This is a genomic window from Parasphingopyxis marina, assembly GCF_014237875.1.
Classification (GTDB): Bacteria; Pseudomonadota; Alphaproteobacteria; order Sphingomonadales; family Sphingomonadaceae; genus Parasphingopyxis; species Parasphingopyxis marina.
Genome location: NZ_JACJVJ010000001.1, coordinates 1,067,998 through 1,091,500 on the forward strand (window position 1 = coordinate 1,067,998; position 23,503 = coordinate 1,091,500).

Annotated in this window: 24 protein-coding genes; 10 read left to right on the forward strand and 14 right to left on the reverse strand. The window is 64.0% G+C overall.

Going from position 1 to position 23,503, the window contains the following annotated elements; all coding sequences use genetic code 11:
* Positions 1-174 precede the first annotated feature (174 nt).
* Positions 175-1,533, reverse strand: coding sequence for an MFS transporter (locus H6P80_RS05335; protein WP_185800275.1), 1,359 nt, complete (start codon positions 1,531-1,533; stop codon positions 175-177).
* A gap of 109 nt (positions 1,534-1,642) precedes the next feature.
* Here H6P80_RS05335 and H6P80_RS05340 point away from each other — a divergent pair, with 109 nt between their 5' ends.
* Positions 1,643-2,512: an amidohydrolase family protein gene (locus tag H6P80_RS05340; RefSeq protein WP_185800276.1), complete on the forward strand. Its 870-nt coding sequence runs from the start codon at positions 1,643-1,645 to the stop codon at positions 2,510-2,512.
* Between the two features lie 18 nt (positions 2,513-2,530).
* Here the strand turns inward: H6P80_RS05340 and H6P80_RS05345 are convergent, their stop codons facing one another.
* A complete protein-coding gene (locus H6P80_RS05345; protein ID WP_185800277.1) occupies positions 2,531-3,307 on the reverse strand; it encodes an EthD domain-containing protein in 777 nt (258 codons plus the stop codon).
* A 225-nt stretch (positions 3,308-3,532) separates the two neighbouring features.
* Between H6P80_RS05345 and H6P80_RS05350 the strand changes: the two genes are divergently transcribed.
* From H6P80_RS05350 to H6P80_RS05360, 3 genes are read left to right on the forward strand one after another with little or no spacing between them, the layout of a single operon-like run.
* On the forward strand, positions 3,533-4,282 hold the full coding sequence (locus H6P80_RS05350; protein WP_185800278.1) for an EthD domain-containing protein: 750 nt from the start codon (positions 3,533-3,535) through the stop codon (positions 4,280-4,282).
* A gap of 39 nt (positions 4,283-4,321) precedes the next feature.
* On the forward strand, positions 4,322-4,972 hold the full coding sequence (locus H6P80_RS05355) for a 4-carboxy-4-hydroxy-2-oxoadipate aldolase/oxaloacetate decarboxylase (protein ID WP_235973725.1): 651 nt from the start codon (positions 4,322-4,324) through the stop codon (positions 4,970-4,972).
* Between the two features lie 27 nt (positions 4,973-4,999).
* Positions 5,000-5,602 (forward strand): glutathione S-transferase family protein, encoded by a 603-nt coding sequence (locus H6P80_RS05360; protein ID WP_185800279.1) that lies wholly within the window; start codon positions 5,000-5,002, stop codon positions 5,600-5,602.
* 6 nt (positions 5,603-5,608) lie between these two features.
* Here the strand turns inward: H6P80_RS05360 and H6P80_RS05365 are convergent, their stop codons facing one another.
* The 5 genes from H6P80_RS05365 to H6P80_RS05385 form a co-directional block, all read right to left on the reverse strand.
* On the reverse strand, positions 5,609-6,592 hold the full coding sequence (locus tag H6P80_RS05365) for an amidohydrolase family protein (RefSeq protein ID WP_185800280.1): 984 nt from the start codon (positions 6,590-6,592) through the stop codon (positions 5,609-5,611).
* A gap of 2 nt (positions 6,593-6,594) precedes the next feature.
* On the reverse strand, positions 6,595-6,978 hold the full coding sequence (locus tag H6P80_RS05370; RefSeq protein WP_185800281.1) for a RidA family protein: 384 nt from the start codon (positions 6,976-6,978) through the stop codon (positions 6,595-6,597).
* A gap of 11 nt (positions 6,979-6,989) precedes the next feature.
* Positions 6,990-7,982 carry a DODA-type extradiol aromatic ring-opening family dioxygenase gene (locus H6P80_RS05375; protein ID WP_235973726.1) on the reverse strand — a complete coding sequence of 331 codons (993 nt, stop codon included), beginning with the start codon at positions 7,980-7,982 and terminating at the stop codon, positions 6,990-6,992.
* A 134-nt stretch (positions 7,983-8,116) separates the two neighbouring features.
* Complete coding sequence (locus tag H6P80_RS05380; protein ID WP_185800282.1) at positions 8,117-9,292, reverse strand: CaiB/BaiF CoA transferase family protein; 1,176 nt, start codon at positions 9,290-9,292, stop codon at positions 8,117-8,119.
* 22 nt (positions 9,293-9,314) lie between these two features.
* Positions 9,315-9,989 (reverse strand): glutathione S-transferase family protein, encoded by a 675-nt coding sequence (locus H6P80_RS05385; protein WP_185800283.1) that lies wholly within the window; start codon positions 9,987-9,989, stop codon positions 9,315-9,317.
* A gap of 111 nt (positions 9,990-10,100) precedes the next feature.
* On the opposite strand from H6P80_RS05385, the gene H6P80_RS05390 reads away from it, so the two are divergent.
* The 6 genes from H6P80_RS05390 (at position 10,101) to H6P80_RS05415 (ending at position 14,984) form a co-directional block, all read left to right on the forward strand.
* Positions 10,101-10,850: a GntR family transcriptional regulator gene (locus H6P80_RS05390; RefSeq protein ID WP_185800284.1), complete on the forward strand. Its 750-nt coding sequence runs from the start codon at positions 10,101-10,103 to the stop codon at positions 10,848-10,850.
* 186 nt (positions 10,851-11,036) lie between these two features.
* Positions 11,037-11,564, forward strand: coding sequence for a carboxymuconolactone decarboxylase family protein (locus tag H6P80_RS05395; protein ID WP_221892877.1), 528 nt, complete (start codon positions 11,037-11,039; stop codon positions 11,562-11,564).
* Positions 11,565-11,612: 48 nt separating this feature from the next.
* Positions 11,613-12,917 (forward strand): aromatic ring-hydroxylating dioxygenase subunit alpha, encoded by a 1,305-nt coding sequence (locus tag H6P80_RS05400; protein ID WP_185800286.1) that lies wholly within the window; start codon positions 11,613-11,615, stop codon positions 12,915-12,917.
* Positions 12,914-13,567, forward strand: a complete 654-nt coding sequence (locus tag H6P80_RS05405; RefSeq protein ID WP_185800287.1) for a glutathione S-transferase — start codon at positions 12,914-12,916, stop codon at positions 13,565-13,567. Before H6P80_RS05400 ends, H6P80_RS05405 begins: the two co-directional genes overlap by 4 nt.
* Positions 13,568-13,638: 71 nt before the next feature.
* The gene (locus tag H6P80_RS05410; RefSeq protein ID WP_185800288.1) at positions 13,639-14,310 is read left to right on the forward strand and encodes an RraA family protein; all 672 of its coding nucleotides are present in this window, start codon (positions 13,639-13,641) and stop codon (positions 14,308-14,310) included.
* A complete protein-coding gene (locus tag H6P80_RS05415) occupies positions 14,307-14,984 on the forward strand; it encodes an RraA family protein (RefSeq protein ID WP_185800289.1) in 678 nt (225 codons plus the stop codon). The genes H6P80_RS05410 and H6P80_RS05415 overlap by 4 nt, the downstream gene beginning before the upstream one ends.
* 44 nt (positions 14,985-15,028) lie before the next feature.
* Here H6P80_RS05415 and H6P80_RS05420 read toward each other — a convergent pair whose 3' ends face one another.
* The 7 genes from H6P80_RS05420 to H6P80_RS05450 form a co-directional block, all read right to left on the reverse strand.
* Complete coding sequence (locus tag H6P80_RS05420; RefSeq protein ID WP_185800290.1) at positions 15,029-16,423, reverse strand: class I SAM-dependent methyltransferase; 1,395 nt, start codon at positions 16,421-16,423, stop codon at positions 15,029-15,031.
* Positions 16,424-16,427: 4 nt separating this feature from the next.
* Complete coding sequence (locus tag H6P80_RS05425; protein WP_185800291.1) at positions 16,428-16,649, reverse strand: hypothetical protein; 222 nt, start codon at positions 16,647-16,649, stop codon at positions 16,428-16,430.
* A 35-nt stretch (positions 16,650-16,684) separates the two neighbouring features.
* Positions 16,685-16,912 carry a hypothetical protein gene (locus tag H6P80_RS05430; protein ID WP_185800292.1) on the reverse strand — a complete coding sequence of 76 codons (228 nt, stop codon included), beginning with the start codon at positions 16,910-16,912 and terminating at the stop codon, positions 16,685-16,687.
* 147 nt (positions 16,913-17,059) lie between these two features.
* Positions 17,060-17,587, reverse strand: coding sequence for a cyclic nucleotide-binding domain-containing protein (locus H6P80_RS05435; protein WP_185800293.1), 528 nt, complete (start codon positions 17,585-17,587; stop codon positions 17,060-17,062).
* 3 nt (positions 17,588-17,590) lie between these two features.
* A complete protein-coding gene (locus H6P80_RS05440) occupies positions 17,591-20,086 on the reverse strand; it encodes an ATP-binding cassette domain-containing protein (protein ID WP_185800294.1) in 2,496 nt (831 codons plus the stop codon).
* On the reverse strand, positions 20,087-22,222 hold the full coding sequence (locus H6P80_RS05445) for an NHLP family bacteriocin export ABC transporter peptidase/permease/ATPase subunit (RefSeq protein WP_185800295.1): 2,136 nt from the start codon (positions 22,220-22,222) through the stop codon (positions 20,087-20,089). It abuts the gene before it with no gap.
* Positions 22,219-23,493, reverse strand: a complete 1,275-nt coding sequence (locus tag H6P80_RS05450; protein ID WP_185800296.1) for an NHLP bacteriocin system secretion protein — start codon at positions 23,491-23,493, stop codon at positions 22,219-22,221. Before H6P80_RS05450 ends, H6P80_RS05445 begins: the two co-directional genes overlap by 4 nt.
* Between the last annotated feature and the right edge of the window lie 10 nt (positions 23,494-23,503).

The window sequence follows — 23,503 nt, forward strand, 5'->3', positions numbered from 1 at the left end:
CTCCATCCTCTCCCGCTATGCACGCGCCTTGCCATGCAAAGCCGGCGGCGGTCCTGTCGGCAGGGCCGAGACGAAGGTCCAAAGGCGTCTCATCCGCGACGCCGCCACCGCCTTGCCGCCTTTGTCCGCGCCAGCGCGCGCCCGGCATCGGGGCGTCGGCAATCAGAAGCTCGATCATGCCGTTTCGGTAGCGGACGGCGCCTTACCCTCCGCGTATATGCGGGCCGCGAGAATCCCGACAATCGCGATGGCAGCGGCGCCCAGCGTGGCGGCTCCGGCATAGATGAGCATATAGGAGGACCGCTCCAGCCCCATGCCGATGACGATGCCCCCGATCGACGGACCGAGTATCGCCCCGAAGCGGCCGATGCCGACCGCGAAACCGACTCCGGTTGCCCGGATCGATTCCGGATAGAGCCGCGCGGCGGTGATCATCACGCCGGTAAAGGTCGCCTCGATCGAGAACATCGCAAGCAAGGCAAAGGCAACCAGCGCCTCCGGGCTATCGAACACGCCGAACCCGACCATGGCGACGGCGGCCATAAGGAATGTCACGCACGCCGTGCGCGGTGCCCCGAAGCGCGTCGCGAGAATACCCATGGCAAGCACGCCGAGCGCGGACGCGAGGCTGGTTGATATGCCCACGGTGGCCGCCGTTTCGGCGTCGAATCCGGCGAGGACCAGCATTTGCGGCTTCCAGCTCGTCAGGAAATAGCTCACGAAATAGCGCAGGAACGCGGCCATCCAGAGGAACAGGGTGGCGAAAAGAAGCGGCTTTGCCAGCAGGGCGGCGATGGCGATGGGGGAGCGCCGGTGCGCAGTCGTTTTCGGCGGGAGTTTTTCGAGTGGCGCGACCTTCAGCCTTGCAAGCAGCTTGTTGGCTTTCGGCAACGCGTTGCGCGGTTGGCGGCTGGTAAGGAAGTAGAGAGATTCCGGCAGCAATATCGCAGCGGCAAGCGAAACCAGAGCGGTGATACAGCCGGCCGCGAAGAAGATTCCGCGCCAGCCATATTCGTCCAGCATCGTTGCGCCGAGCAGCCCGGCCAGCGCCGCGCCCGCCGCGAAGCCGATATGCACCAGCGCGAGGAAGAGATTGCCGCGCGCCTCGTTCGAATATTCGATGACCATGACGCTGAGCGACGGCAGCAGCGATCCGACTGCGATTCCCGACAGGCAGCGAAATATCACGAGCATTTCTACCGAATTGCTGAACGACATGCCGAACATCGCCAAGGTGCTGACGAAGGTTCCCAATATAATCAGCGGGCGGCGGCCGATCCGGTCCGCCTGGGGCGACACGAGCAGGGCGCCGATCATCAGGCCGGTCGCGCCGGCGCCGTGGATCAGGCCCAGCGCTTCGGCGGGCAGGTTCCAGTCCTGGACCAGCACCGGCGCCGCGAAGGAGGTGACGATCGCATCGAGCCCGTCGCAGATGTTGATCAGGATACACAGCCCGACCACCATGAGCTGGTAGCCGGAAAGCGGGGCATCGGCGGCTAGTGCGCGCGCGCCTGAAGTCGGGGCAATCGCCATGGCATCCTCGTTTCGGTTTTCGGCCTTACCGGCTCTAAAAGTTCATTGAACTAGTACAATGATATTTGTTAGGTGCAAACACCGTTCGACGAAAATAGCAAAGAGCCCGATGACCGAACCCCTGATCTTTTCCGCGCCAAGGCGCCCGCTGCCCCCGGGAGCCTGCGATACGCACGCCCATGTCTTCGGCCCGTTCGAACGCTTCCCGCTGCCCGAGGGGCGATCCTATACGCCGCCGCTCCAGCCCGTCGAGGCGCATCAGGCGATGCTCGAGAGCATGGGCTTCGACAGGGCGGTGATCGTGCAGGCGTCGGCCTATGGCACGGACAATCGCTGCACGCTGGACGCGATCGCGCGAAACCCCAAACAGCGCCGCGGCATCGCGGTGGTCGACGAGACCTTCGACGACGCCCGGCTGGCGGAGTTGCGGGATGCCGGCATGCGCGGCGCGCGCTTTACCGAGATCATCAGCAAGACGACCGGCAAAAGGCTGGAAGGCGCGAGCGGATTCGATGTGCTGGAAGCGGTGGCGCCCAAATTTCGGGAGCATGGCCTGCACGCCCAGATCTTCGCGCCGTTCGATCTGCTGATGGAGAATTTCGATCGGCTGCTCGCGCTCGATCTGCCGCTGGTGCTCGATCATCTTGCGCGGGTCGGACCTTCGGACCGGACGACCGACGATCCGGAATTCCAGCGGCTGCTCGCCATGCTGCGCGAAGGGCGGATCTGGGTGAAGATGATCGTCTTCCGCAACAGCCGCCTGCCCGGGGACTATTCGGATGTGCGCCCGTTTCACGATGCCATGATCGAAGCGAATCCCGACCGGTTGGTCTGGGGGACGGACTGGCCGCTGCTCAACATATCGCCCCAGCCCGATGCGGGCCCCTTGCTCGATCTGATGGACGAATGGACGGCCGGCGACACTGCGTTGCGCGACAAGATTCTGGTCGATAACCCGCAGATTCTCTATGGTTTCTGAAGCTCGGGACTGATCGACTCAACCCAAGCTGGGTTCCATGGCGACATGCTCTTCAACATAGAAGAGTTCATGGGCATCGAAAAAGGCCAGGCGATGGGCGAGCCCCGGCTGGATGGTGGTGCGCGCGGCTTCGAAGGTTTCCCAATCGGTCCACCACATTTCCGCATAGCCGTCCCAGGCCATGCTCGGCAGGCGGACGCCGGTACGGAAATTGAGATAATAGTCGCACAGCCCCGGCTGCTCGGCGGCGTCGTGCGCGTGGCCGAGCCAGTCGTCGAAGAAAGAGGCTTCGCTGGTGCCCGGATGCCGCCCGACAAGGCCGATCCGCTTGGCCGTGCCCCGCGGCCGATCTTCGGCGCGGGTGACGATCGGGATTTCGCTCGTGGTGAAGCCCATCGCCGGGCCATCGGCAAATTGCCGCCAGTTATAGGCCAACGCCTGCAGCAGTTCCGGATCGCCTTCGTCGAAGGCGTGGCGATAGGCGGTTTCGCTCGTGAACCACATTTCGACGATGCCGTCGAACGAGGCATCGGGCGAACGGGAAGGATCGACCTGGTTGAAGGATAGCCCGCGTATGCCCGGAAGATCCAGCAACAGCGGCGCGCGATCGGTTTCCCATTGCAGGAGGAGCGCATCGCGCGAAAGAGCGTCATGCGCGCGCAGAAATTCGGTGACCTTGAAGCCGGGTCGCGCATCGGGAATCAGGGCGCGCGCCGGGCTGGCGGCGGCCAGCGCCGCGCCGACCAGAACCATATTCGCTTCGCGCCTCTTGAGATCGAAATCACGGATCGCCATCGCAAACCTTCCCGTTCCTTGCCTGGAACCTTGCCAGCATGATTGACTGCCAATGAACTAGTTTGCTAGTCTTTTCAAGTCGCGCAACGACGCAAGCGCCATCCACCCGCAAGGAATTATACGCATGAAACGATCCGGATTCTCGAAACGCAATTCGCACAGCCCCACACCGGCGCCGCATTTCGAAGACCGGCAACCGGCCTCCGCCCGGAAGCGGGCTCGCTGATGGCCAATTCACCCTCCGCGGAAGCAACACCGCTCAGCAAATCCTTGTCCTTCATCCGCCGCAAGCCGGACACGACGCCCGATCAGTTCAAAGCCAAGTGGCTTGGTGAGCACGGCCCCGGATCCCTTAAAATACAGGGGATTGAGGGCTTCGTCCTCGGTGAGGTCATCGAGGATGCGGGCCGCGCGCGGAGCCGGGCGGGCGGCGCACCCGAACTCGACGGGATTGCAGAATCCTGGCAGGCGCCGGGGATCGATCGCGCCGCGCAGGCCAAGGCCGACCCCTTTGTCCGCGACTGGCTTGGCGCTGCGCCAACCTATATCGGGGCGATTAACATTTTCGTCACGCGCGAACATATCTTTGCGCCACCGATGCGCGGCGGCCATAAGGTCATAACCTTGATCTTTAGGAAGCCCGAACAGACGCGTGAGGATTTCGTGCGGCATATGCTCGAAGTGCATGGCCCGCTATCGATGAACGTGCCCGGCCTGCGCGGTTATGTGCTTTCGGAGATCGTGCGCCGTCCCACCATGCCGGCCCTGCCCGAGATCCCGGGCCTGGGAGAAGTCGACATGATCGGCCAGAGCTGGATGTCGAGCGATCCCGCCGAACAGACGCCGGATTCGGAAGGTCGCCGTGCCTGGCTGGAGGACGGAAAGGCCAATTTCGGCTCCTTCATGCGCTATGTGACGCTCGAGCATGATTTCATCGCGCCGCCCTATGCTGGACCTGGCAAGGCTTCTGTGTGAGCAACGCGCAAAGCGCTGCCATTCGAAACGAGAGAATAGATGACCGCTTCTGATACGAACCTTGCAGGGGGCATGATCGACCGCGCGCGCGCCTTGGGCGCGGCGACCTTGCACGAGGCCGCGGGACGGATCGGGGCTTTGCCCTCGGCGATCAAGCCGGTCGATCCGGCAATGCGCCTGGCGGGCCCTGCCTTCACGGTAGTGGTGCCGCAACTGGATAATTTGTGGATCCACCGCGCACTGTATCGCGCCTCGCCCGGCGATGTGCTGGTCGTGTCGACCAGCGGCGGCATCGAAGGCGGATATTGGGGGGATATCCTGAACGAGGCGGCGATCGCGCGCGGCCTGGCCGGGCTCGTGATCGATGGCGGCGTGCGCGACAGCGCCGGCCTTGCCGCGATGGCTTTCCCGGTCTTTTCCAACGGCATCTGCATTCAGGGGACGATCAAGGGGTTCGATGTTCCGTCTTGCGTCCAGCAGCCGCTGACCATCGGTGCGGTCGAAATTGCGCCCGGCGACCTTGTCGTCGGCGACCGGGACGGCGTCGTCGCGATTCCCGCGGCCGATGTCACGAAAGTGCTGGAAGGCGGAGAAGCGCGCGAGGCGGACGAACAGCGGAAGATCGAACAGATCAGGGCCGGCGTCAGCACGCTGGAGCTATACGGGTTCGGAGACGATGCCGATGCTTGAGCCGAAACGGCGTAGACGGGCGTTTCCATGAAGCTCTTCTGGTCTTCCCGTTCGCCGTATGCGCGCAAGGCTTTGCTCGTTGCCCATGAAGTCGGCCTGGCAGACCGGATCGAACCCATCTCCATCGCAATCCCGCAGCGTGAGGAAAATCCGGCGCTCGCCGCGGCGAGCCCGATGCGGAAACTCCCGACATTGGTGACGGACGATGGCGAGGCGATCATCGATTCCCCGGTCATCGCCGAATATCTCGATACTCTGGGCGGCGGCAAATTGGTGCCGCGCGGCGACGGACGCTGGAGAGCCCTGTCGCTGCAGGCGATGGCCGACGAAGTGCTTCAGATCCTCCTGCTGTGGCGCCGCGAGCTGCGGCGGCCAGAAGCTGCGCGTTCGGCGCCGCTGCTGGACGATTTCGCGGTTCGGCTAGACCGGGCGCTCGACTGGCTGGAGGCGGCCCCGCAGTTCGGCAAGGATTTCACGATTGGCGAAGCGACCTGCGGGATCATGCTGTCCTATCTCGATTTCCGCTTTGCCGAGCGGCCGTGGCGGCCGGGCCGCGAACGGCTGGCCGCCTGGCATGAGAGCTTCGAGGATCGCCCCTCGGCGGTGGCGACCCGCTTTTCGGACGGTTGATCGCGGTCAGCCGAAGGCCTTGGTGTAGACCTTGCGCGCGGTGCCTTCGAAGATCTTGGCCTTGTCCTCGGCCGAGAGAAAATCGATCCTCTCGATCACCGGCTTCAGATCGTCGAGATCATGGCCCCAATGCGGGCTTTTGACCGATCCCGTGCCGGGCCGTTCGGTGCCGAACATGCAATTGTCGGGGCCGACGATCTTGAAAAGCAGTTCCAGCCCTTCTTCGGAATAGAGGCAGGTGTCGAAATAGAGCTGGCGCAGTTCCTCATCGAATTCGCGGCCTCGCCGCCAGGCGCCGGCACGGAAACGTCCGATCTGATAGGGGATCGCGCCGCCGCCATGCGAGATGACGATCTTGAGCGTCGGGAAATCCTTGAACACGTCCGACTGGAGCAGCGACATCACCGCGACGCTGCCCTCGTTGATGAATTTGAGCGTATAGCTTTCGCGCGGATGGCAGCAGCCCGCCGAATGGATAAGCGCGGGAACGTCGAGCTCGACCAGCTTTTCGTAGAGCGGATACCAGAAGGGATCGCCGAGGCCCGGTGGCGGAACGCCATCACCCTCCATCGGATCGGGATTGAGGATGCAGCCGATAAAGCCCAGATCCTCCACACAGCGCTCCAGCTCCTCGACGCAGTTTGCCGGGCTGGTATCGCGATATTGCGGCAGGCCGGCGACCGCCTTCAGCCGGTCGGGGAACATCTGGCAATGCTGGTGGATCAGGTCGTTGCAATAGCGCGTCCAGAACAGGGGCACGTCGCGCGGGCTAAGCGAATGCATCTGCAGATAGGGGCGGGGCGAGATGAATTGCACGTCGGTGCCGACCTCGTCCATCTTGGCGATCAACCCTTCGGCGACGGGGCGCGAAATCTCGTCCGCGGGCAGTTTCGTGCCCATTTTCGGATTGTTGCGGCTGCCGGCGAGCTTGGCCATCTTTTCATAGTCGGCCTTGCCCAGCACGACATGGGCGTGGGAATCGATAATCATGGTCAGTCCTTTGCGTAGGCAAGTACGTCGAGCTGGATGAGGACCGCGCCCCTGAGCGCGACGGTCTGCGTGTGGCGGGCGGGGCGATGGGCCTCGTCCGGATAATGTTCGAGCCAGACTTCGTTGATCGCGTCTCGCGCGCCGTCATCCTTCACATAGAATGTGATCTTCGCGACATCGCCGAAGTCCATCCCGGCCTCTGCGAGCACGAGACCGAGATTGTGGAAGCAATTCCTGACCTGCCCGGCGACATCCTCGGGCATGATCTTGGTCTCGCCGTCGCGGCCCATGATGCCCGAAGTCGCGAGCAGCGGCCCGACGCGGCAGCCGAGCGGAATGGGCTGCGGATGCTTGATCGATTCGATGTTGATGCTGCGCTGGCGCATGCCTCTCTCCTTCATTTCCATTCGGCGAAACAGACGCCGGTGCCGGTTCCCGCCTCGGTGCGGTAGCAGGGCAGATAATCGCAACGCGTCAGTTCCAGATGGGTGCAGGCCCCGGCCGCAGTGATCCAGTTGCGGATTTCCGAATTGCCCGAATTGAGCTTCGCCCGGTCGAGATTGGCCATGGCCTCGGTATCCTTGCGCTGCATCGCATCGATTACCGCGCGGTCGAGATCCTCGTCGACGGTGAAATGGCTGAGCCCGCCCGATGCGATGATGCCGACGCGAATGTCCTCGGGATAGGATTCGACCGCCGCGCGGATCGCCTCGCCCAGCGCATGGCAGCGCGCCGGCGTCGGCTGGTTGGGCGGGTAATAGGTGTTGAGCGCGACCGGCACGATGGCGAGCGGATTGGCCTCGTCCATCAGCCGGCGGTGGATGAAGCCGAAGGCATGGCCTTCGCCGGCGCCCTCGGGCAACCGGTCGGCGGTCGAGATATCGAATTGCGCATCGACCAGGCTGGCGATCATGTGCCGGGAGAGCGCGGCATCGACCGGGAAATCGGTCTCGCCCTGGTCGACATAATAGCCGCCGCGCGCATTCTGCCACCATTGCAACGGGTTGGGCTTGGCCTTGTGACGGGGATTGTTGCGGATCGTCTCGCCATAATAGAGGAGAATGCTTGGCAGATTGTCCTCGTGATACAGTTCCTTCTGGTCGTCGCCGACGACGATCAGCGTATCGATGCCGGATTCGGCGATCGCCTGGCGCATGCGATCGACCCCTGCGATCGACGCGGTGTAGCGCTGCTCAAGGATATCGGGCCGCACCTGTTCGAGGACCGCGCTGTCCGCACTTTCGAGCAGCGCCTCGTAGCTGGTCGGTGCCCCGGCCTTGTCGAGAAATTTGCCGGTCGCGTCGCGTTCAGCGAACTTCGCCCAGTCCTCCTGCTCGGTGTTGAGCATCGGCGTGTGAGAGGATCCGAAACCGTGAGTCAAACGTGCCATGGCGAGCCTGTTTCCTGTCTGGCGCTGACCGGCAGCAAATCGATTGCGGCGTTCCCGCGAGCCGGTTTTCAAAAGGCCATAGTTATAACCTTTAGGAATTGTCTATCAGCGCGACTGATGCCGCGCAACCATATTTATAGCGACAGCTCAGCGCGTATCTCTTCGTCATGTTCGCCCAGCGAAGGCGGGTGGCGGCGTATCTCCACCGGCGCGTTGGCGAAACGCATGGGGCTGGCGAGCAGCGATAGCGGCCCGGATGCCGGATGATCGATCTTGACCTCGAAGCCCCGATGCACGGCCTGCGGATCGGCGAGAAGATCGGGCACCGTGTTGATCGGCGCGCAGGGAACGCCGACCTCCTCCAGGCGCGCGACCCAGCCGGCCATCGTATCGGTTTCCAGGGCTGCGATAATCTCCGGGAACAGCGTTTCGAGATGGGTCACCCGATCCCCGTTGGTGCGGTATTTGGGGTCGTCGATCAGGTCCGGCCTGCCGATCGCTTCGCAGAATTTCGCATATTGGCCGTCATTGCCGACGACGATCACGACATGGCCGTCCTTGCACGGGAAAACGTCTTGCGGCTGAATATTGGGGTGGCGGTTGCCGCTGCGTTTGGGAGGCTTGCCGGACACGAAATAATTCTGCGCCTGGTTGCACAGCGACCCGGCCATGACGTCGAGCATGCCGATGTCGATATAGTCGCCGTCGCCGGTCTGGTCGCGCCGGGCGATCGCGGCGAGGATGGCGATCACCGAATACATTCCGGTCATCAGGTCGACGATCGGCACCCCCACTTTCTGGGGGCCGGCGCCGGGAAAGCCGTCCGCTTCGCCGGTCACGCTCATCAATCCGCCCATCGCCTGGATCATGAAATCATAGGCGCTTTGCTGCGCGCGGGGGCCATCCTGCCCGAAGCCGGTGATCGAACAATAGACGAGATCGGATTTGATCTCTTTGAGCGATGCATAATCGAGGCCGAACTTCGCCAACCCGCCGACCCGGTAATTCTCGATGACGATGTCGGATCGCGCGGCGAGCGCCTTGACCAGCGCCTGCCCGTCCTCGGTGGAGAGATCCGCGCAGACCGAGCGCTTGCCGCGGTTGCAGGCGAGAAAATAGCCGGCATCGCCCTGGCCTCCATCGGCGGCCGGAAGGAAAGGTGGGCCCCAGCTTCGCGTATCGTCTCCGCTTTCCGGCCGTTCGACCTTGATCACGTCCGCGCCGAGATCAGCCAGTATCTGGCCGGCAAAAGGGCCGGCGAGAATACGGCTGAGATCGAGGACTTTGAGATGGGAGAGTGGACCTGACATGAGCGAATTCTTTCTTGTTGATTCAATCCAGCGCCAGCCGGTTGGCCTTGGCGCTTTCGCGGTTTTCGAAACGCGCCGCCCATTGGCTGAGCCGGTCGCGTCCTGCGCGCCAGCCAAGATCCGGAAAGCGTAAATCGAGATAGGATAGCGCCGACCCCGTGGCGATCTGGCCCAGGTCGAGCCGGTTGGGCCAGCACTCGACTTCGGCCTCCATTGCGTCGAGCGCGACGCGCGCCTTGGTGCGATAGGCGTCGTGAAACTGATCGCTTTGCCGGTCTTCCGGGCGGATCCTCTCCTGCCGCCAGAGTAGGACCGCGTCGAGGAACAGGTCGGCATCCGCCTGGCGGCGCAGCACCTCAAAACGCATCGGGCCGGTGGCTGGAAGCAGCGCGCCATTGCCGGCAAATGCGAGCAGATACTCGCAGATTACCGCCGAATCATAAAGTTTCGTGCCGTCCGCAAGCTCCAGCGCGGGAATCGTTCCGGCCGGGTTGTGCCGCATATATTCGATATTCGGGCGGAGCCGTTCGACGACCGTGCGGTGCCGGGCGATCCTGTCGCCAAGCGCGCATTCGTCGATCACGATCGCGACCTTTCGGACGAACGGCGATTTCGGACTCCAGTGAAGACGGACGGGCGCAGCCAGCGGCGGATCGCCGGGCGAGGGTTGCAAATCCGCTTCGATCTCCGATTCCATAAGGTTATTAAGCTGACCTTTTGAGAGATGTCAAAATCGCGGCTGCGGGCCGGGATGCGGATTGTGCAGCGTGGAGTTTGCCGTATCGGTTTTGCCTGCTATGCTGGTAGGATGGCCAACACCCTGGCAGATCTGGACATATCGCTGACGTCGAATGCGCGCGGAATTCCGCGCTATTTGCAGCTCAGCACGCTGTTTCGCCGCATGATTTCATCCGGCGAATGGCAGGTCGGTTCGCAAATTCCCACGGTCGAGGAACTCGCCAAGGAATATGGCGTGGCCCGGGCGACCGTCCGTCAGGCGCTCGGCATCCTGAATGCTGAGGGGATGATCGAACGCTTCAGGGCAAAGGGCACCTTCGTCACCTATAGGCCGCAGGAACAGCTGTGGTGCGAAGTCGAAACCGATTGGTCCGGCATGCTTCGTTCGCGCGCCGGCGCGACGATCGAGCTGTTGGAAGAGGAGGCGGGCCAGCAGCCGCCCGCGCTCGATCCGGAAGGGGAGCGAGCCCGCAGCTATCACCGGTTCCGGCGTCGCCATTGCCGGGATGGCAAGCCGTTCCTGATCGCCGACACCTATCTCGACGAAACGCTGTGGAAGAAAATCAGCCGGAAGAGCCTGACCAGCAAGACCGCGCTCAGCCTTCTTACGGAAATCCGCGGCGTCAAAATCACCGATGCACGCCAGTCGCTGACGATCGGCGCCGCTGACATGATCACCGCAAGAATGCTGGAAGTTCCGCTCAACGCCCCCGTCGCCCATGTTCACCGCACGGCCATTACGGATACCGGCCGGCTCGTGATGGTTTCCGACGGAACCTATCGCGGCGACATCGTCCGCCTCGACATCAAGCTCAAATAGCGCCGCCGAAATAAGGCTGGACGGAACGATCCTTGCCGCCTAATTGTAAAGGTCATAAAACCGGTTTATATGACTTTATGCAGGGGCTAATGCCTTCTTTTGAGCAGGACTGCCACCGCCGCTTGTCGGCGCGTGGATGTGGTGGAGTGAGATGTGCCGAGAATACCTTTTCCAGAAATAGCCACGATGACCGCCAAACAGCGGCAGGTTCATGACTCGGTCGTAAACGGTCCGCGGGGGCGCATCGTCGGCCCGTTGCGGGCGGCGCTCCATAATCCGCAACTCGCCGAGCATTGGCAGAAATTCGGCGCGGCGCTGCGCTACGATACGTGTCTCGAAAAACGGCACAGCGAATTGGCGATCCTCGTAACGGCGAGGGCCTGCAACTGTTCGTTCGAATGGTTTCAGCACGAGCAACCCGCGCTCGATGCCGGGCTGTCGCCCGATATCCTGGCAGCCATTCGAAGCAATGGCGTTCCGGTTTTCGCCGATTGCGCCGATCGGACCATCTACGAATTCGCCTTTCAGCTCCAACGCACCTGCACGGTGGCCGAAGAGACGCATGCGGCGGTTCGCGACATCTACGGCGTGACCGGCGTCGTCGAGCTTACCGCGCTGGTGGGCTATTATACGCTGGTGGCGATGACATTGAATGCGCACGATTTCGAGCTTCCCGAGGGAGCACCCGACCCGTTCGCACAGCCGGCGGCGTGAGCCTTTTCGAAACGCCGCGGATCAACGGAAATATTTGGTGAAGGACAGATGCTAAGCGAAGAAAAGAACAGGCAGTTCACGCAGGTTGGTGCGGGCACGCCGATGGGCGAATTGCTGCGCCGTTACTGGATGCCGATCGCCGCGGAAACCGAGCTTGATGATCGCGCGACCAAGCCCGTCCGGCTGATGGGCGAGGATCTGGCGCTCTACAAGGATCTGAGCGGCCAGTTCGGCCTTGTCGAACGTCAATGTCCGCATCGCCGCGCCGATCTTGTCCATGGCTTTGTCGAAGAATGCGGTTTGCGCTGCAACTATCACGGCTGGCTGTTCGACGAGACCGGCGCCTGTCGTGAGCGCCCCTTCGAGGACGTTATCTTCAAGGGGAATGAGAGCGTGCGGGAGAAGGCGCGCATCAAGGCCTATCCCGTGCGCGTTCTCGGCGGCCTGATCTGGGCTTATCTCGGGCCTCTGCCGGCCCCCGAGCTTCCCGAATATGAAGCGTTCAACTGGCCCAATGGATTCCGCCAGGTGATCCTCTCGGAAATTCCGTGCAACTGGGCGCAATGCCAGGAAAATTCGATCGATCCGGTGCATTTCGAATGGATGCATTCCAACTGGAGCATCCGCCTGAAGGGAGAAAAGGGCCCCTATGGGCCCAAGCATCTCAAGGTCGGTTTCGACGAATTCGAACATGGTTTCCTCTACAAGCGTATCCGCGAGGATACCGACGAGGAGCATGATCTATGGTCTGTCGGCCGCACCGCGCTCTGGCCGGTCGGCATGTTCCTCGGCGATCATTTCGAATGGCGCGTGCCGATCGACGACGAGAATACGCTGTCGGTGGCCTGGTCCTTCCAGCGCATGCCGGTCGAGAGCGAACCCTTCGTCCAGGATCGCATTCCCTATTGGTACGGCCCGATCGTCGACGAGAAGGGCGAATGGATTTCGAGCCATGTCATGAACCAGGATTTCATTGCTTGGGCGGGGCAGGGCCGTATCGCGGACCGGACCAAGGAGCTGCTCGGGCGCAGCGATGCCGGCGTCGGCCTGATGCGCCGCCGCTTCTTCGAGGAAATGGACGCGGTCGCCCGGGGCGACGATCCCAAGGCGGTCATCCGCGATCCCGACAAGGCCCGAAATATCGCGCTGCCGATCGTCCATGCCGACAGATATCATCAGGGCCTCACGCGCGAGCAGCTGATCGCCCACCCGGTTCTCGGTCGCCATATCAAAGGCTATCCTTATCAATATGGGCAGCCGCAGGCGCTGCTGGAATCGATCTGGGATGCTGCCGGAATCCGCGCCGAGGATCTGGGCCTGAAGGCGCCGGAAATGGCGGGAGAAATGGAATGAAGCTGCATTGGTCGCCAAGTTCGCCCTTCGTCCGCAAGGTCATGGTGTGCGCCCATGCGCTTGGCATCGACGATCGCATCGCCTGCGAGCGCAGCCCGGTCGGCCCGGCCCGCCTCAACGATGCGGTGATGGCCGATAATCCGCTCAACAAGATTCCGACGCTGATCACCGAGCAGGGGATGGCGCTCTACGATTCGCGGGCGATCTGCGAATATCTCGACGATCTGGCGGGTGGCGCCATTCTCTTTCCCGCCGCGGGGCCCGAACGCTGGCAAGCACTGGCCTGGCAATGCCTTGCAGATGGACTGATCGACGTCGCCGTGCTGCGCCGCGACGAATATTATCGCGGCGAGGGGCACCGCTCCCCGGCGCATTATCATGCCTTCAAGACCAAGATGGCAGCGGCGCTGGACGCGATGGAGGCGGCGGTTCCGGCGCTCGAACGCGGCGGGCTTACCATCGGCACGATCTCCATCGGCGTAGCGCTGGCCTATCTCGATTTCCGGCCGCCGGGCGAGGAATGGCGCGATGGCCGCCTGGCGCTGGCGAATTGGGAAGCCGAATTTGCGCGGCAGCCGGCGATGCTCGCCGCTCCGTTTCCCGATGAAGGCGGTGCGCCGAAGCAGTTTCCCTTCTACAAGATCGAATAATCGGCCGGGCCGAAGACCGGCCCCGTAAACCCCTGCGACAGCCCCTGTCGTCATGCCGCGGAGAAATCCCAATGCCAGACATAGAAGAAACCGTCCGACGGCTCTCGGCCCTCGATTGCTGCGCCTTGTCGGACGCGCTCGACAGCCTGCACTTGGAAGGCGCCGTTACCGGCCTCGCCCAGCGGTCCGGCGAGGGGCGCATCGCCGGTATCGCCGTTACCTTCAAAGTGGCGCCGGGCGATCCGCCTCCGGGCCCGCCGCGGCATCTCGGTACCGCGGCCATCGCGGCTTCCGACGGCCATAGCATTATCGTCGTCGAACAGCGTAGCGGGGTCGAAGCCGGGTGCTGGGGCGGCCTTTTGACGCGCGGGGCTCTCGTGCAGGGGGTTCGCGGCGTCGTTGCCGATGGGCCGGTCCGGGATATCGACGAGGCGCGCGAACTGAACTTTCCGATCTTCACCAACCGGACGACGAGCTTTACCGCGCGCGGACGGGTCGTCGACCAGGGCACCAATCTCGATATAGCGGTCGGCTCGGCCACCGTTTCGCCGGGGGATTTCGTGGTCGCCGATAACAGCGCGGTGATCTTCATCAAGCCGGACGATGTCGAGCGGGTGCTTGTCGCGGCGGAGGCGATCGCGGCACGCGAAGCGGCCATGGTCGCGGCGATAGAGGCGGGTACCCCGATCGGCGAGGTCATGTCCGGCGCCTATGAACATATGTTGAGCGAGCCATTGAAATGAGCGACGAACCCGACCGGAATATCGAACGCGCGGCCAAACTGGATACCGCGACGCTGAGCGATGCTCTGGATCGCCTGAATATCGTCGGGCAATGCTACAAGATCGCCGGGCGGGATCCCAATTTCCGCATGGTGGGCCGGGCTTTCACCATGCGGTGCGGCCCCGCCGCTTCTCCCCCCGGAACGGTCGGCGATTATATCGACGATGTCCCGCCGGGCCATGTCGTCGTGATCGACAATGGCGGGCGAGAGGATGCGACGATCTGGGGCGATATCCTGACCGAGATCGCGCATCGGCGCGGCGTTGCGGGAACGCTCATCGACGGCATCAGCCGCGACGTCCGCTTGTGCCGGGAACTTGGCTATCCGGTGTTCAGCAAGGGCCATTGGATGCGCACGGGCAAGGATCGCGTGCAGGTCGAAGAGATGAACTGCGCGGTGAATATCGGCGGCGCGCGCGTCGCGCCCGGCGATATCATCTGCGGCGATGCCGATGGCGTGCTGGTTCTGCCGAAAGACCATGAAGCGGCGGTGTTGGACGCAGCCGAGGAAATCCACGCGGCGGAGGAGGATATCCGGACTGCGTGCCGAAAGGGCATGCGCCTCGACGAAGCGCGCAAGGCCTTCCGCTATCATAGCCTGCAGACACGGCGCGCCGCATCCGACAAGTCATAACGGACGATCGAGGAAAATGGCGGGTACGATCGCGCGCCGCGGCGCTACCCGGCCAGCCCCATGCGGGCCAGCCGCGGTGTGTCTTCCAATATCGTCGATTCCTCGCCCGTCCCGACGCTGACCGGTCCATGCGGCGTGAGCAGCGCGTTGATGTGCAATAGCGTCCGCCCGCCCGCGTTCCAGGCGTTCAGCTTGGCGGCGTCGATCGCTGCATCGGGGGGGTCGACGGGCATGATCTGGCTTGCCGTGAACAGGGCATCGGCGGCGTTCAGGATATCGGCCTCGGTGCAATCGTCGGCCGCCTCGGCGATCGCGGCGAGGCTCGCAGGGCCGTCGGCGAGCCGGTCGATGATCGCATGGGCGGCGAGATTGTCGAACCGCAGCGTTCCGGCGGGCGTTTTCGCAGTGAACTCGGCCTCGTCCGCGTCAACCCGTGCCATCCAGTACCCGTCCAGCCGCCGTGCATCGATCTCGCCCTTGTCGATCCTGTCGAAGGGCGGTTTCGCATAGATGTCGGTGCGGAATTGCGAGTGGAGATCGAGGTCGATGGTCAGTTCGCGGGTCTGCGGATCGGCGATCGATGCCAGCGCCTCGCGCTGTGCCTTTTTGAGGTAGAAATCCTCACGCAACCGGACCGCCATGGCCGATCGGACGAAGCGAAGCCCTTGGGCCTCCGCCGCGCCGACGACGTCGGCGGACCAGAGCGGCTGCCAATGGGCGTTCAGATATTCGTGCGGGAAATAATCGTCGGGCAGCCGGGTCCGCAACTCGTCCATCCATTCGAAATGGCGTTCGCCGATGGTCGGCATGCCGGCCTGGCTCAGCGCGCGCGCTTCCTCGTATGCGCTTTCGAAACGCTCGGTGGGCGTGCCTTGCTTCGAACGGGAGAGCACCAGCAGCAGTTTCTGCATGGCCAGCCGCTGTGTCCATCCGGGCAGGCAGTTATAGCCGATCGTCGCGACGCCGCCGGCGGAAAGGTTGCGCGCGATCAGCGTCAGCACGTCGCGCCGATTCTCCGGGCTCACCCAGCTGAGCACGCCCTGGACCGCGATATAGTCGGCCGCGACGGGCTCATGCGCCAGCGTATCGTGGAAGGTCGCGCAATGCAGTTCGACATTGGCGATGCCGAGTTCGTTCGCGATTGCGCGACCGCGCTCGATATGGGCGGGCATGGCGTCGATGCCGACGAAGCAGCTTTCGGGATAGGCCGCGGCGATGAAGATCAGGCCAAGCCCGTCGCCGCAGCCGATATCCAGCATGGTAAAGGGGCGGTGCGCTTTGCCGCCCGTGCCGCGGGGCGGCGCTATGCCGTCCCGCAGCAGCAGGTCATCGATCCAGGACGGCGCGAAGGCAGCGTGGTAGGCGCTCGGATAGAGCGAGTCCCCGATATAGCCTTCGATGTCCGGCCGCCCCGTTCCGTCAACGTGAGAACGGGCCAAGCGCTTAGCGTTTCGGCGTCGTCTTGGCGATCGGCGGGCTGACCTTTTGCGTCAGGCTGTCGATCTTATAGTCCAGGTCTGCCGCCGCGTTGAGCGTCGGCCCGTTGCTGGTGAGGAGCCGGAGATAGACTTCGCCGCCGGCAACCCCGGCGAGCTCCGCCTCTTCGAGTTCGACGGTGCCGGCCTTGCTCACTTTCTCGCCCGCGCTTTTCTTTGCCTTGCTCATCAGGATCGCTCCTCGTTGGAAATGGAGGCCGGGTCTCAGAGTTTGAGGGTCTTGGACGAAAGCGCTGTCTTGTACGCCTGATCCTCAATCTTCAGCGTCCGTTCGCCGATCGAATTGGCGTTGAATTCCAGCGATTCGCCTTTGATGTCACCGATTTTGAGATAGCCGATGCCACCCTGGACGTCGCCGAGTTCGTTTTCGTCGAGTTCGACGGCGCCGGATTTGGTTACCTTGCCTTCGGTCTTCTTCGTTTCCTTGGTCATTTCGATTACTCCTTTCGCAAATCGATAAGCGCGACCCTAGGAAATCTGTGATCCGGCGCTGTGTCGCGGATCACTGTTTGCCGGTGTTTGCCCGGCTTTCGACTATGCAGTTAGCATAAAAATCCGCGATTTTCATGCGATTCGGTTTCAACCGACCGCTCCATGTTCCTCGTCCATCAGCGCGATCAGGCGGACCATGCGGTCGCCTGCGACATGGACGATGTCGAGCAACCTTTCGTCGATTTCACCGTCGCCTCCGCCGCTGCCCGCGACATCGGCGGTCAGCGAGCGCAACCGGTCCGACAGGAAGGTGGCGAGCGCCTTGAAGAAGCGGCCCGCGAACGCCGGGTTGGTGCCAAGCTCCCTGTCGAGCGCGTCGCGCGGAACAGCCAGCAGGCGGCACGGTTCGGAGGCGATCACATCGGTATCGGGCGGGCGTTTTTCGACGAAGGACATTTCGCCGATCACATCGCCGACGCCTAGGCTAGCCACGACGGCGCCGTTCGCCAGCCGCACGTCCATCGCGCCCGCGGTGAGAAAATAGAGGGCCTCTACGGGCACTCCCGCCCTTACCAGCCTTTCGCCCTCGCCAAGTTCGACGATCGAGCCGGCTTTCGACAGGAAGACGACGTCCTCCTCGGCAAGGTCGCCCAAGATGTACAGTGCCTTGCGCATTGCTCATTCCTCCATCAGCTGGCGGCGCGCGAGTGCGGCGAAGGCGCCGTCCGCGGCCATGAGGTCTTCATAACTGCCCTGCTCGGCGATCTTTCCCTTTTCGAGCACGCAGATGCGGTCCGCATTGACGATCGTCGAGAGACGGTGGGCGATGGTGATCCGGGTTGCGTCCATATTGTCGAGCGTTTCCGCGACGAGCGCCTGGCTCTGATTGTCGAGCGCGCTGGTCGCCTCGTCGAAGAACAGGATTTTCGGTCGGGCGACGAGCGACCGGGCGATCAGGATGCGCTGGCGCTGGCCGCCCGAAAGCACGGCCGCACCCTCGGTGATCGGCGTGTGGATGCCCATCGGAAAGCTTTCGAGATCGCGCGCGAGCCCCGCCTGGGCGGCGGCGGCGAGGCATTGCTCGAGGCCCGCATCGTGCGAACCGCGGATGTTGTCGATGATCGAACCGGCGAAGAGCGAGCTCGACTGGAGGACGACGCCGGCCTGGGCGCGGAGCAGCGAGAGATCGAGGTCCGCAAGCTCCTTGCCGTCGTAATAGATCGAGCCCTGGCGCGGGGTTTCGAAGCCAAGCAGCAGCCGCAGCAGGGTCGATTTGCCCGATCCCGATGCGCCGACGACCGCGAAATGCGCGCCGGCGGGGATGTCGAGCGAAACGCCGGAGAGTATGGGAGGCAGGCTCTCGTCATAGCCGAAACTGATATCGCGCACTTCGATGGCGCCGCTGAGATCGCCCGGATCCTTGCGGCTGCGGGCGATTTCCGGTTCGGCGGTCAGGATCGGTAAGGCGCGGTCGATTTGCGGCTGGGCGGCATAGAGTTCGATCAATTGCGCCGAGAGCGATACAAAGGCGCCCTGAAAGGAACCGAAAGCGACGAGGAAGGCGATAAAACTGCCGGGCGCCATCTCGCCTTGCGCGAAGGTCGCGACGCCGGCGAACAGGGCGACTTGCGTCAACACCTGCCAGCTGTCCGAAATCGCGCTCGAATAGCCGGTGATCACGCCGGCGCGATATTCGAGCACGCGCTCCTCGCCATAGGAAGCGGCCCAGCGCGACAGCGCGCGGCGTTCGGCGGCGGCGCTCCGCAATTTCGCGACCGCGCCGATCATCTCGTAGCCCTGTTCGGCCAGCCGCCCGTCGATGGCGAAAGCCTCGCGGATCAGCGGCATCTGCAGCAGGCGCGTCACCGCGACGATGCCGATATACACCGAAACCAGCGCCAGGGAGATCAGCGCCAACCCGATCCCGTAATAGGCGAGCACCCCGAAATAGAAGATCGAGAGTATCGCGGAGAGCCCGGCGGAAAGCGCGATGGAAAGGATCAGCGCGCGAATGCCGTCGATGCCGGCAATACGCTGGTTGAGATCGCCCGCGCTATATTCGCGGAAGAAGGAGGCGGGCAGGCGCAGCACCCGGTCGAATATGCCGGTCGAAAGCCGCGCGCTCGTCTTTCCCTGGATACGGCTCGTCGCCATGCCGCGTAGCGTCGACAGCAGGTAGGTGATCAGGCCGGCAAAGAGCAGGGCGAGGCCGACCGCGACGAGCAAACCCGCATCGCCCGAGGGCGCGATATCGTTGAGCAGCCATCCGGTGGCGAGCGGCACGATCGCGCCGAGAATCGCCATCAGTGTCGCGGCAATGCCGATGGTCTTCAACTCGTCGCCATTGCGAGCGAGCACATGCCGGGCGAGCGACCAGAAGCCGGTAATGCCGTCGGGCAGCGGAGCGGATATGGCATAGCCGGTGCGGTCGAACCGCGTCGCGCCGGGATCGAGCGGCGCGCCCGAGGCAAGCCGGTAGCCGCCGCTTTTCCAGATGGCGGAAACGAGCGCGCCGCCTTCCCCCTCGCGCAGGACAAGCGGCCCCTGATCGTGGAGCTGCCATTTGCCGGTGAGCGTGAGCTTGCGCACCGAAAGCCCGTAGCGATGGGCGAGCCGGGGGGTGTCGGCAAAGCCGAAGGCCTTGTCCCCGGGCCGGGTATCGGGAACGGGCACCTTCAGCGCGCGCGCGCAATCGCGCAGAATATCGGCGAGGCTTGGTGGCGGCGGTTCGTCCGTTCGCGATTCCGCATCGACGGTACGGAGCCGGGCCAGTGCCGCGGCGTCGCGTTCCGCGGCTTGCGCGTCGAGGGCGGAATAGAGCGCGGCGTTGAAGGCTTGCGGCGTGGCGCTTTCGCCCGGGACAGTGCCGATAATCTCCCGCCAGCGGGCGAAGAGCCGATTTTCCTTCCCTGTATCGAGCGGCGCTACGGTAAGCGCGCCGCGCGCAACGAGAAGGAAGACGGCGTCCTCCGGTGCCGCCGGGAAAACCGGATCGCCGGCTTCGACGATGCCGAGAAAAGACTGGCGGGCAGGGGTTCTGAGAAAAAGTTCGGCGACGCCTTCGGCGATGAGGAAGGCGCGACCGTCGCGCGCGCATTCGATCGGCGGCCCGGCGGCAAATTCCTGCCTGTCATCGCCGGCTTCGGGGCCGAACAGGATCGCGCGGCCGGCCATCTATGCCTCCACCAGCCGCGCATAGGCGCCGGTGCCGCCGAGGAGCGCGTCATGGGTGCCGCGTTCGGCGATTCTGCCCTGGTCGAGCATGATGATCTCGTCGCAGTCGCGGATCGTGGAGAGGCGGTGGGCGATAACGATGCAGGTGATTCCGCGCCGCCGGATCGCCTCCATCACATGATGTTCGGTGACGGGGTCGAGCGCGCTCGTCGCTTCGTCCAGGATCAGGATCGAGGGATTGGTGGCGAGCGCGCGGGCGATCTCCATCCGCTGGCGCTCGCCGCCCGAAATATTGGTCGCGCCCGGCGCGAGTTCGGCGTCATAGCCGCCGGGAAGAGCGAGGATGCGCTCGTGGATCGCGGCGTCCTTCGCGGCGGCGATGATATCCTCTTCGGGGATCGTCGCGTCCCAGAGCGTGAGGTTGTCGCGCACCGTGCCCGCGAACAACACGACCTCCTGCCGTACATAGGAAAGCCGCGCCGCAAGCACCGTGCGCGGCCATTCGCGGCGCGCCCGCCCGTCGATCAGCACGTCGCCCGATTGCAGTTCGACGAGCCCACCGATCATCTTGCCGACCGTCGACTTGCCCGATCCCGATGCGCCGACCAGCGCCACCCGCTGCCCCGGCGATACGTCTATCGTCAGCCCGTCGATCAGCGGCGGATCGAGCGGGTTATAGCCGAAGCTCGCGGCGTCGAGCTTCAGCGCCCCGCGCGGCACCGCGTCGATCGGTCGCGCGCCGCTTTCGTCGAACACCGGATCGGCCTTCTGGTCCAGCGTATCGTCGAGCCGACCCAGAAAGGTGCGCACTTGCTGCAGTTCAGCGCCGAACGAGGCAAGCGCCGTCACCGGCCCCGAAAAGCTCATCGCCAGCGCCTGGAAGGCGATGAGTTCGCCCAGGGTGAATGCTCCCCGCATCACCAGATAGCCACCGCCCACCAGCGTCGTCAGCACGATCAGCGTGGAGATGAGCCCGGGCAGCGGGGCGGTCCAGGCGCGTACCGCAGCGGCCTCCTGCATGCCGTTCACCGCGGTCGCCTGCAATCCCGTCCAGCGCCCGAAGAGCATCGTTTCTCCGCCGCTCGCCTTGTAGGTCTCGATATCCTTCAGCCCCGCGATCCGCGCGCCCATCATCTTGCCCTGGTCGATGGACACCTTGCGGTATTTCTCCGAGATTACCCGCGCGGTGTAGACCAGCACCAGCGCGTTGAGGCTGGTGAGCAGCAGGATGACGAGGGTCAGCGGGATACTGAAGAACAAGAGCACGATCAGGTAGAAAACGGCGAGCAGCAGGTTGATCGCCGCCTGGATCATCTGGCCGGAAAGCAGGCTCACCAGGCCTTCGTTGAGGCGCACCCGGTCCGCGATCTCGCCGGTAAAGCGTTGCTCGAAAAAGCCGATCGGCAGGCGCAGCATGTGATCGAGCAGCTGGTAGCCGGTCCGCCCGCGCATCACAGCGCCCAGCCGGGTCAGCGCGATTTCCTGCAGGCTGACCAGCCCGAAGCGCAGCAGGCCGGTTATCGTCATCCCGATCAGGAGCGGCCACAGCCAGCTGTCGAGCGAGCGGACGAGCACATAATCGACGAAGATCTGGTTGAAGAAGGGCAGGGCGATGCCGGGTACCACCAGCGCCAGGCTGGCGAGGAAGACGAACAGCAGGCCGAGCTTATAGTCTTCCATCCGGGCCGCCAGCGATTCCACGATAGAGGGCCGGCTGTCGCCGGTTTCGAACGCATCGGTCGGCACGAAGGAGAGGACCACCCCGGTAAAGCTGCGCGAGAATTCCTCCATCGGCTCGCTGCGATGGCCCGAGGCGGGGTCGTTGAGGAAGACCTTGCCGTCCTTCATTCCTTCGACGACCAGGAAATGGTTGAAATTGACGAAGGCGATCATCGGAAAGCCGATATCGGGCAGCGTTTCCGGTTCTGCCTTCAGCCCCTTGGCTTCCAGCCCGAAGCTGCGCGCGGCTTTCAGGATGTTGGAGGCCTTGGCGCCGTCGCGCGAAATGCCGCACATCCCGCGCAATTCCTCCAGAGGTACGAACCGGTCATAACCGCCGAGGATCATCGCCAGCGCGGCCGCCCCGCACTCCGCCGCCTCCATCTGGAGGACCGTGGGCGTGCGAAACACCGTCACTCGGTCACGCGTTCGCCGCTGCCCGCAAGCCCGGGAAAGAGCACCGCGATGAACGGGCGGCGCTCCAGGATCACATTCGCTTCCAGCATCGTTCCGCGGGTGATCGCCCAGGCGGGGCCGTCCGAGGACGACCAGAGGAACTGGCCGCTCTGTTCCGCCCGGTGCAGCCGGACGCGAACCTCGATCGGCGCGCCCTCGACCGACAGCTCGTCGACCAGCCGGTCGTTCTGCAGCACCCGGCGCATCGCCTCGCGGCTCGCCGGGAAGACCGCGGTCGAAACAACCTCGCCATGGATATGGCCGTATATCTCGCGCTCGGCGGTGGTCGGAATGATCTCGACCGTCATGCCGGGGGCGATGCGCTTGCCGGTCGCCGGCCGGGCATAGAGCACGGCCTCATAGCTGTCGGCGCTCTCGGCCCCGCTGTTCCGGCTGTCGATCGTCGCGACGGTTTCGCCGGCGGCGATCACATCGCCGGCATTGGCCTGTATTTCGAGAACGTCGCCGCGCTGGGGCGCGCGCAGCAGCACCTCGTCATCGGTCTGGGCACGCAATTGCGCCAGTTCGCGGCGGCGCTGGGCGACCAGCTGGCTTTCGCCGAGCCGTTCCTCGCCGCGCTCGTTGCGGCGCTGGGCCGTCGTCACCCCCAGCTGCATCCGTTCCTGCTCCAGCCGGCGCAGCTCTGCGCGCAGCTCGTCGCGCGAAGCGATGATGCTCGCCAGCTCCTCCTCCGTCGCGGCATTCTGTTCGACGAGCCCGCGCATATTGGCGACGGTTTCGTCGCGCGTTTCCAGAAGGCGGCGGACTTCGGCGGTGCGGGACCGCAGCGAGGCGAGCATCGCGCGCTCGGCCGCGCTCAATCCCGCATCGCCCGTTCGATAGGTGCTTTCGGCGGCGGCAGCCTGCGCCATCGCATCGCGCAGGGCAGCCTCCGCCGCGCGAATTTCGCGTTCGCGGCTGCGGCGGGAGAGTCGCGCGACGACATCGCCGGCCTCCACCGTATCGCCGGGGCTGACGAGAATTTCCTCGACCCGCCCTTCATATTGCGCGGAAACTTCGGCCAGTCCCTCCGCGCTGATCAGGATACCGCGCGCTTCCACCTGTACCGGCACCCGGGCAGTGAACCCCCAGACGAGCGCGAACAAAATGACGGCGCCAACAATGGCGAGGAATATCCAGTTGGCGGGGCGGACGAGCTGGAGCGGCTGGTCGAGCCGATCCGGGCTCGCCATGCTGTCGATCGCTTCCTGCCTGAAAATCTGTCTGGCCATGGCCCTGCGG

Coding starts and splice junctions, on each gene's coding strand:
- H6P80_RS05360 (WP_185800279.1), top strand. CDS start 5,000: ATGAAGCTCTTCTGGTCTTCCCGTTCGCCGTATGCGCGCAAGGCTTTG.
- H6P80_RS05355 (WP_235973725.1), top strand. CDS start 4,322: ATGACCGCTTCTGATACGAACCTTGCAGGGGGCATGATCGACCGCGCG.
- H6P80_RS05415 (WP_185800289.1), top strand. CDS start 14,307: ATGAGCGACGAACCCGACCGGAATATCGAACGCGCGGCCAAACTGGAT.
- H6P80_RS05405 (WP_185800287.1), top strand. CDS start 12,914: ATGAAGCTGCATTGGTCGCCAAGTTCGCCCTTCGTCCGCAAGGTCATG.
- H6P80_RS05395 (WP_221892877.1), top strand. CDS start 11,037: ATGACCGCCAAACAGCGGCAGGTTCATGACTCGGTCGTAAACGGTCCG.
- H6P80_RS05380 (WP_185800282.1), bottom strand. CDS start 9,292: ATGTCAGGTCCACTCTCCCATCTCAAAGTCCTCGATCTCAGCCGTATT.
- H6P80_RS05370 (WP_185800281.1), bottom strand. CDS start 6,978: ATGCGCCAGCGCAGCATCAACATCGAATCGATCAAGCATCCGCAGCCC.
- H6P80_RS05345 (WP_185800277.1), bottom strand. CDS start 3,307: ATGGCGATCCGTGATTTCGATCTCAAGAGGCGCGAAGCGAATATGGTT.
- H6P80_RS05390 (WP_185800284.1), top strand. CDS start 10,101: ATGGCCAACACCCTGGCAGATCTGGACATATCGCTGACGTCGAATGCG.
- H6P80_RS05425 (WP_185800291.1), bottom strand. CDS start 16,649: ATGAGCAAGGCAAAGAAAAGCGCGGGCGAGAAAGTGAGCAAGGCCGGC.
- H6P80_RS05335 (WP_185800275.1), bottom strand. CDS start 1,533: ATGGCGATTGCCCCGACTTCAGGCGCGCGCGCACTAGCCGCCGATGCC.
- H6P80_RS05365 (WP_185800280.1), bottom strand. CDS start 6,592: ATGATTATCGATTCCCACGCCCATGTCGTGCTGGGCAAGGCCGACTAT.
- H6P80_RS05450 (WP_185800296.1), bottom strand. CDS start 23,493: ATGGCCAGACAGATTTTCAGGCAGGAAGCGATCGACAGCATGGCGAGC.
- H6P80_RS05385 (WP_185800283.1), bottom strand. CDS start 9,989: ATGGAATCGGAGATCGAAGCGGATTTGCAACCCTCGCCCGGCGATCCG.
- H6P80_RS05375 (WP_235973726.1), bottom strand. CDS start 7,982: ATGGCACGTTTGACTCACGGTTTCGGATCCTCTCACACGCCGATGCTC.
- H6P80_RS05350 (WP_185800278.1), top strand. CDS start 3,533: ATGGCCAATTCACCCTCCGCGGAAGCAACACCGCTCAGCAAATCCTTG.
- H6P80_RS05410 (WP_185800288.1), top strand. CDS start 13,639: ATGCCAGACATAGAAGAAACCGTCCGACGGCTCTCGGCCCTCGATTGC.
- H6P80_RS05435 (WP_185800293.1), bottom strand. CDS start 17,587: ATGCGCAAGGCACTGTACATCTTGGGCGACCTTGCCGAGGAGGACGTC.
- H6P80_RS05430 (WP_185800292.1), bottom strand. CDS start 16,912: ATGACCAAGGAAACGAAGAAGACCGAAGGCAAGGTAACCAAATCCGGC.
- H6P80_RS05340 (WP_185800276.1), top strand. CDS start 1,643: ATGACCGAACCCCTGATCTTTTCCGCGCCAAGGCGCCCGCTGCCCCCG.
- H6P80_RS05400 (WP_185800286.1), top strand. CDS start 11,613: ATGCTAAGCGAAGAAAAGAACAGGCAGTTCACGCAGGTTGGTGCGGGC.
- H6P80_RS05440 (WP_185800294.1), bottom strand. CDS start 20,086: ATGGCCGGCCGCGCGATCCTGTTCGGCCCCGAAGCCGGCGATGACAGG.